Raw genomic sequence first — 7,313 nt, 5'->3', positions numbered from 1 at the left:
GACGGTGTCGTCATCGATGGTCGCGGAGCCTTCCACGTAGCGGAAACCGGACGGCATGGTGTCGATCACCGTCAGTCCTTCGGTGAGCGAGCCGGCATTGTTCGTCACCCGGATCGTGAACGGCACCTGCTCACCACGGCGGATCGCCCGCAGGCCCGCAACCTTGATCACCGAAACATCGCTCGCAGCCGCCGGCAGGGAGAGCACGGTCACGCTCTCTTCCGATTCGACGGGGGTGCCGTTCACCCGCGTCCCGTTCGCATAGCCAACCGCCGTCGCCGTGTTCTCGACATTGTTCTCGACACCCGCTGCCGCATCTATGTCCAGTTCTGCCAGGGTGTAGCTGGCCGTAAACTTCCTCTCTTCGCCGGGCTGGAGTGTCGCGGCGGAAGGCGCGAAGTCGGACAGTGTGCCGCCGCCATCGATATCGCCGAAGAGCGGCCCATCATCCTGCGGCACGACATCCGACAGCGGCACGTTGCCCGTATTGGTCACCGTGAAGCTGTAGCGGATCGTATCGCCCGGATTGGCGAAGCCGTTGCCGTCGGAGTCCTCGTAGGCGCCCTCCTTGAGCAGCGTCAGCGCGGGCTTTTGCGGCTCAAGCGTCACGCACTGGTCCGATGGGCAGTCGGGGTCGGCTCCGCCAGGCTCTCGAATGATGTTTCTGAGGGAGACCGCGTCGTCGGGCAGCGGGTCGATCACCTCGACGACGGCGGTGAGCACGAGCACTCCAGGGTTCGTCCCGTCGTGGCCCGGTACATGAAGCCCTGACCAATCCACGACTCCGCTGGAACTACCACCCGAATGCACGCCGCCATTGTCCGCGGAGACGAACACCATGTTCGGGTCGAGAACGTCCTCGACAGCGTAGTCATTGGTTGAGCCGGCTTCGTTCGTCAGTGTGATTTCATATGTCAGCTGCTCCCCTGGCTCGGCGATGCCGGCGACGCTGCCGTCCTCCGACACCAGCCGCTTCACCGGCGTGATGTTGGCGGTGGTGGAAATATCCACGCATTGCGCCGAGGGGCATTCGGGGTCTGGATCCGTGGGATCGCGCTTGATGATGTTGCGAAGCCTCGTGATGCCCGATGGCAGGGGATCGTTGACTCGGGTAACGACCGTCAGGACCAGCGTGCCGGGCGTGCCGCCGGTCTGCGGCGGAACCGTCAAGCCGCTCCAGCGGATCCAACTGCCCTCGTCGGTGCCGCCGCCGGCATTGACGACGGTGACGTTGGAGCCGTACGCATCGATCAGGCCGTAATTGGAATGCGCTACGCCGCCCGTATTTGTAAGGGTGATCTCATAGATCAGTTCCTCGCGCGGCTCGGCCAGACCGTTGGTCGAGCCGTTTTCGGCTACGAGAAGCTTTTGAGACGATACGTTCGGACCGGTTTGCGTGATTACGCATTCCGGCGGCGTCGGCGTGACTTGGCAATCGATGGTCTCGCCTGGCTCACGGGCGATATTGGTAAGCTGCGTGACGCCCTCGGCGATCGGATCGTCCACCCTTACCGTGACCGTCACCACGCGCACGCCGGGATTGGTCCCGTCATGGGCAGGCACGTCAAGCGTCCAGGCAACGTGATCGCCCATCAGTTGGCCGCCATTATCGGCACCGGTGAAGGTGGTGTTGGGGTCCAGCAAGTCCTGAACCTGGTAGGCCGGGTCGGCCCCGCCCTCATTGGTCACCGTGATGCGGTAGGTGAGTGTCTCACCGGGTTCGGCGACGTCACCCATGGTACCGCTCTCGTTTACCAGCTCCTTTAACTTGGTGATCTGCGGGGCCGTCTGGGTTGTCACGCATTGTTGCGGAGCTTGCTGGCAGTCCACCGTTTCGCCGGGCTCGCCGACGATATTGGTGAGTTGCACCACGCCTGGGTCCAGTGGGTCATGGACTTCCACCACGACGGTTAGGACGCGCTCACCCGGCGTTGTTCCGCTATACGCGTCGATGGCAAGCCCACTCCACGTGACCGTGCCGCCACTTTCCGTGCCGCCATCTGAGGCGGAGATGAAATCGGTGTTGGGATCGAGCCGGTCCTCGATCTCGTAACCGGTTACCGGGCCACCCGAATTGGTGAGTGTGATTTCGTACGTTAGCCGCTCTCCGGGCTCGGCCACGCCCGGCCGTGATCCGTCTTCGGATATGAGGAGCTTTTCCTTATCGACCACCCCCGGCACCGGAGTGGTGACGCATTGCGGCGCCGGACATTCGGGCTCGGGCTTTGTCGGGTCGTAGGCGATATTGGTGAGGCGCGACACGCCGCCGGGTATCGGGTCGACCACCGTGACGACCACCTCGAGCGTGAGGACGCCGGGCGTAGTGGGCGTGCCGCCGGGGACTGTCAGGTCCGTCCAGTCCACCTGGCCGCCGGGGCTGCCGCCCGAATGCGCGCCACTACTGTCGGCCGAGACGAAATTCGTGTTCGGGTCGAGCAGGTCGCGATGATCATAGTCCGATGTGGTGCTGCCCGAATTGCGCAGTGTGATCTGGTAGGTGAGCTGCTCGCCGGGTTCGGCAACGCCGGCCGTGCTGCCACCCTCGGCAACGAGCTGCTTCTCGCTTTCGACGAAGGGTGGCGGCGGGAGGACCACGCATTGTGCCGACGGGCAGGGTGGGGGCGGCTCTGTGGGCGTCTTGGCGCTGTTGACCACCTGCTCGCCAGGGGGCAGCGGGTTGATGACCTGCACCACCACCTGAAGCACCATGGTGCCCGGAACACCCCCGTCCTGCGCCGGCACGGTCAGCGTCCACTGCACCTCGTTGCCGGCGAGCGTGCCGCCGTGGGAGGCGTTCTGGAACACGACATTGCCGTCCAGAATGTCGGCGATCTCGTAGTTCGACGCCGTGCCGCCCGTGTTGGTGAGCGTGATCTCGTAGGTAAGGAACTCGCCGTCCTGCGGGAAGACATCGTCAGCGATGCTCTCGTCGACCAGCGCCTTGTTGATCGAAACGTCGGGCGGGATGTCGTCGTTGGTGATGGTACAGACGGCGCTCTGCCCGCTGCCCAGGTTCAGGCTGTTGCTGGCCACCGGCGCACCGCCGTCGATGGCGCAGCGATAGGTGCCGGCGGTGTAGCCGGCCGGACCAGTCTCGCCGAGGGCGTAGCTGCCTGCCGGGATGACCGCATCCGTCACCGCGGGATCGCCCGTCGGGCCGGAGATGTTGGCCGGACCCGATGCCGTCAGGATGAAGTCCTCCACTCCGGCAATGCCGCCATCATTGTTGACGAGCGTTTTGCGCAGCGTTAGCGTCCCCGGCTCATCATCATTGGTGATCGTGCAGACGGCGACCTGCTCGTTGTCGAGCGTGATCGCGTTGCCGGAAACCGGCGCGCCGCCGTCGACCACGCAGCTGTAGTCGCTCGCCGTATAGCCCGGCTGGTTCGTCTCGCTCAGCGTATAGGTGCCCGCCGGCACCGCAGCATCCGTCACGTCGGCGCTGCCGCTGACACCGGAGATGGTCTCCGGGCCGTCGGCGCTCAGCATGAAATCCACGGTGGTCAACGTGCCGCCGTCGTCGTTCGTCACCTGCTTCTCGAGCGTGAGAAGCGGGGCGGCGATGTCGGTGTCAGAATCGGTATTGTTGGCCGGGGTCGGATCGGAGAACCCCTCGGGGTTTGTCACCGTGGCGGTGTTGGTGAGTTCGCCGCTGAAGTTCAGCGGCACGTCCATGGTCAGGGTAAAGGTGACTGAAGACTCAGCGGGCAGGTTCACTGCCGCGTCGACAATATCGCCGGTGCCGTTGGCCACGTTGCAGACGGCGCCGTTCGTCGGGCTGTCGCAGGTCCACGTCGCGCTGGTGATGCCATCGGGGAGCGCGTCATTGACGAGCGCATTTTGGACGCCGAAGGGGCCATTATTGCTGACGAGGATGGTGTACTCCACCTCGCCGCCGCGATCGTATGTCTCCGAACTGTCGTCCTTGTCGATCTCGAGGTCGGCGTCGAGCAGCACCGCCGTCGTGGGGCACTTGGCGCCGTCACCGCCGTCCGACGGCGAATCGGATATTAGAGTCGCATCGCCCGACACGGGATCGAATTGGTAGAAGCCTCCGGTATTGAGACGGCCGAAAATGCCGTTGGTGGCGCTGATCATCGACCCGAAGGTGTCACTACCAGCGCCGAGGCCCGTGAGGCCAACCGGGTCCACGTCTCCCGTGTCGGGATCGATTGAATAAAGATAACCGTCGTCGTGGTTGGCCGCGTAAATCAGTCCGTTGTGCCAGGAGATATCCCCTTGGGTGATGACCTCGTCAAGGACTATAGCCGTCGCCGTCGGCGAGTTCGGATCCGACACGTCGACGCGCCACATCCTGTCCGTGGGCTGGTTATGCTTGAGGTAGAGGAAGCCGTCCGTCCCGAACGTGCCAGAGGCGATCCACCGTCGATAATTATCAACGCCCCCGGCGGGCGCGGCATCGGTGTTGATTCCCCCGCCTGCGATGACACCGAATTCCCGCACGACACCATTGCTGTCGATACGCTGAAGAATGTGCCTGCCGGCACCGCCCGCGGCATCCGGATCCCAAATCGACGAGTAGATAAAGTTGTCGGTGGGATTGTAGCCAATGCCGTTGTAACCGGGGTTATCCGGCGAGCCGATGGTCGGAAAGGTGAACGGGTTGGTGCTCGTGTCGACGCTGTGGAGCTGCGTCGGATTGGCGCCGATCGATAGATACATGGTCGACGTACAGGCGGCGAAGGGGGTCTGCGTCTGCGCCCGGGAAGCCGAAGTCCCCCCTGCCAGAAACGCCGTGGCGGCAAGGAACATCAGCGCCGCGAAACTGACCAGCCTGGCTGGATATCGCACTGCGGAAAGTAGAACCGATCGATGCATGTACGCCCCCTCGTATACATGTCATCCGGTTCCGTGCCGCCGGAGCACCGCTCTGCATTCACTGGAATACATCGCGCTGCGTCAGTGCTCGGCAAGGTGACCAGAAGCACCGGATGATTCGAGGGTAAAATGGGGCATATTGCCGCCGCTTCTGTATTTCAGGAAACTAATTTCTTTTTCAAATAATAACGAGGAGGTTGAACCAATAGGAACTACGGAGAACAATGTGACTAATTTGCCACAACTTCTGGTTTCTCATTTCGAACGTGAAACAGACAATTGGGTTAAAACCGCGACTTCACCGACTCCTTGGCAATGCGCAGTCACGATCCAAGCGCGCGAGTCAAAATGCGCGACGTGGCCTCCGGAAAGCCGAGCAAAAATGCAGGGCTTCGTCTGTTGGGGAGAAGCCGGCGGGAGCCAAAGCGTCCCGGATGGCGAGCGCCCATTCATTGTGCTTGCGGCTTTGCCACCGCGCCCACTGAATCGCCGGACCAAGTGGGCCAGGACCTTACAGAAGCGATCCGCAGCGGCCAAGCCGATTGCGGGGTTGCGCCCCGCGCGGCAGCGCAAGCAGCCGGCCTCGAAATCGTGCCGTTGCTATAGGAGAAGCTCGATGTCATGATGCGCCGGCGGACCTATTCCAGCCGTCGCTCCAGGCGTTAATCACCTTCCTAGGCCAAGGCGGCCTTGACAGCCGCGCTGCCGAACTCACGGGATATGACGCAACTCCGGGAAAGATCCGCTTCTACACCTAACCTTCGGTTCTCCGCCCGGAAAGGCCATGGTGCGGTATAGCCCTGGCGATCAGCCGAGATCGATTTCGCCTTCCACCACATGGTTCAAGTGAGTGCCCTCGGCCGTGATCACGGCCTTCACGGTCAGGGTTCCCTTGCCCTGCAATCCTGCCTCCCCGACCGCCTTCTCGATCGCTTGCTGGGAGGTCACGCCGACCTGCTTAAGGAATTTGCGCATGGATACGTTGAAGGGATCGACTTCCATGTTCCGGGTCATAGATTTGCCTCCATAGTCTGGGACGGTAGAACCGTCGGGTTGATCTGTTTTTAGGTAGCTTTGCAAAGTTGCCTGGCTAGCGGAACACGGAATGATTCGCTACGCAATGCATATGAGACGCGCTCCACGCTTCCTGGCGGCCGCCCTCCTCTTGCTCAGCACGGCGGCGGACGGGATGGAACTCAGAGGCCATGGTGGCCCGGTGCGGGCGATCGCGGTGGCGCCGGAGGGAACGGCCGCGATCACCGGCAGCTTTGACGCGAGAGCAATCGTCTGGTCGCTCGAGACCGGCGAAGCGCGCCGGGTGCTGCTTTTCCACGGCGACGAGGTGAATGCCGTCGCGGTCCTGCCCGACGGCCGCTTCGCCACCGCCGGCGCGGATTCACGCGTTGCGATCTGGGAGCCGGGCCGGGACGCCCCGGCCCGCGTGCTCCAAGGGCATACCGCACTCGTCACGGCGCTCGCAGTCTCGCCCGACGGATCCACCCTCGCCTCCGCCTCCTGGGACACCACTGTCCGGCTCTGGCCGCTTGCGGGAGGAGATGCGCGCGTGCTCGATGGCCATGAGGGAAATGTCAATGCGGTGACCTTCCTCTCTGACGGCACGCCCGTCAGCGCGGGATACGACGCCAAACTAATTTTCTGGCCGCATGACGCCGGCGCGGCGCCGGTGCGCGTGACCCTGCCCACCCCGCTCAACACGCTCGCGGCACTGCCCGGGGACCGTCTCGCTCTCGGCGGGGCCGACGGAACGGTGCGCCTGCTCGACCGCGACGGCACGATTCTATCCGAAGCGCGTGTCGCCCGGGCCCCCGTGGTCGCGCTTGCTGCTTCGCCGGACGGGAAACATCTTGCTACCGCCGACATCCGAAGCGCCATTGTCCTTCTTAATACGTCAGACCTCGCGCCCGTGCACGAACTGAACAGCCCCCCGGTCTGGTCCCTTACCTTCACGCCGGACGGCGAGACGCTCCTGACCGGCGGTGCGGACCGCGTCGTGCGCCAATGGAACGTCGAAACCGGCGAGTCTATCGGCACGGTCGCTGCCGGCGAGACCGATCCGCTGGCCGAATTCGCCGGTGATCCAGGGGCGGAAGCCTTCCGCGCCTGCGTCGCCTGTCACACGCTCGACCCGGAAGACGGCAACCGCGCTGGGCCCACTCTTCACGGCATCTTCGGCCGCAGGATCGCCTCCGTCCCGGGCTATCGATATTCGCAGGCGCTGCGTGACATGGACATCGTCTGGACGCCGGAAACGGTGTCGGAGCTTTTCGAGGTGGGACCGAGCATCTACACGCCCGGCACCAAGATGCCGGAACAGACGATCAGCAACGACCAAACCCGCGCCGCCCTCATCCGCTTTCTTCAAAGGGAGACTGGGGGCTGACTAGCACCAGCAGCACTTATCTTTGACCATGGTGGTGACTCGATGTTCATAGACAAAACGATCAAAGCCAAGG

Annotated in this window: 3 protein-coding genes; 1 reads left to right on the top strand and 2 read right to left on the bottom strand. The window is 63.4% G+C overall.

The genetic code is table 11. The annotated features are described in order from the left end of the window. Both LY631_RS04255 and LY631_RS04250 read right to left on the bottom strand, forming a co-directional pair. The coding region (locus LY631_RS04255; protein ID WP_274423854.1) for a DUF6923 family protein at positions 1-4,839 on the bottom strand (4,839 nt) is incomplete at its 3' end. 807 nt (positions 4,840-5,646) lie between these two features. Continuing rightward, positions 5,647-5,853: a DUF6494 family protein gene (locus LY631_RS04250; protein WP_274423853.1), complete on the bottom strand. Its 207-nt coding sequence runs from the start codon at positions 5,851-5,853 to the stop codon at positions 5,647-5,649. A 91-nt stretch (positions 5,854-5,944) separates the two neighbouring features. Here LY631_RS04250 and LY631_RS04245 point away from each other — a divergent pair, with 91 nt between their 5' ends. Then, a complete protein-coding gene (locus LY631_RS04245) occupies positions 5,945-7,240 on the top strand; it encodes a c-type cytochrome (RefSeq protein WP_274423852.1) in 1,296 nt (431 codons plus the stop codon). The last annotated feature ends 73 nt before the right edge of the window (positions 7,241-7,313 follow it).

This window comes from Chelativorans sp. YIM 93263, assembly GCF_028767125.1.
Taxonomy (GTDB): Bacteria; Pseudomonadota; Alphaproteobacteria; order Rhizobiales; family Rhizobiaceae; genus Chelativorans.
Note: the sequence above shows the minus strand (reverse complement) of the source record. Positions and strands in the feature narration are given on the sequence as shown.

Bases quoted from the DNA above. Each gene is read 5' to 3' on its own strand.
- LY631_RS04250 (WP_274423853.1), bottom strand. From the start codon at position 5,853: ATGACCCGGAACATGGAAGTCGATCCCTTCAACGTATCCATGCGCAAA.
- LY631_RS04245 (WP_274423852.1), top strand. From the start codon at position 5,945: ATGATTCGCTACGCAATGCATATGAGACGCGCTCCACGCTTCCTGGCG.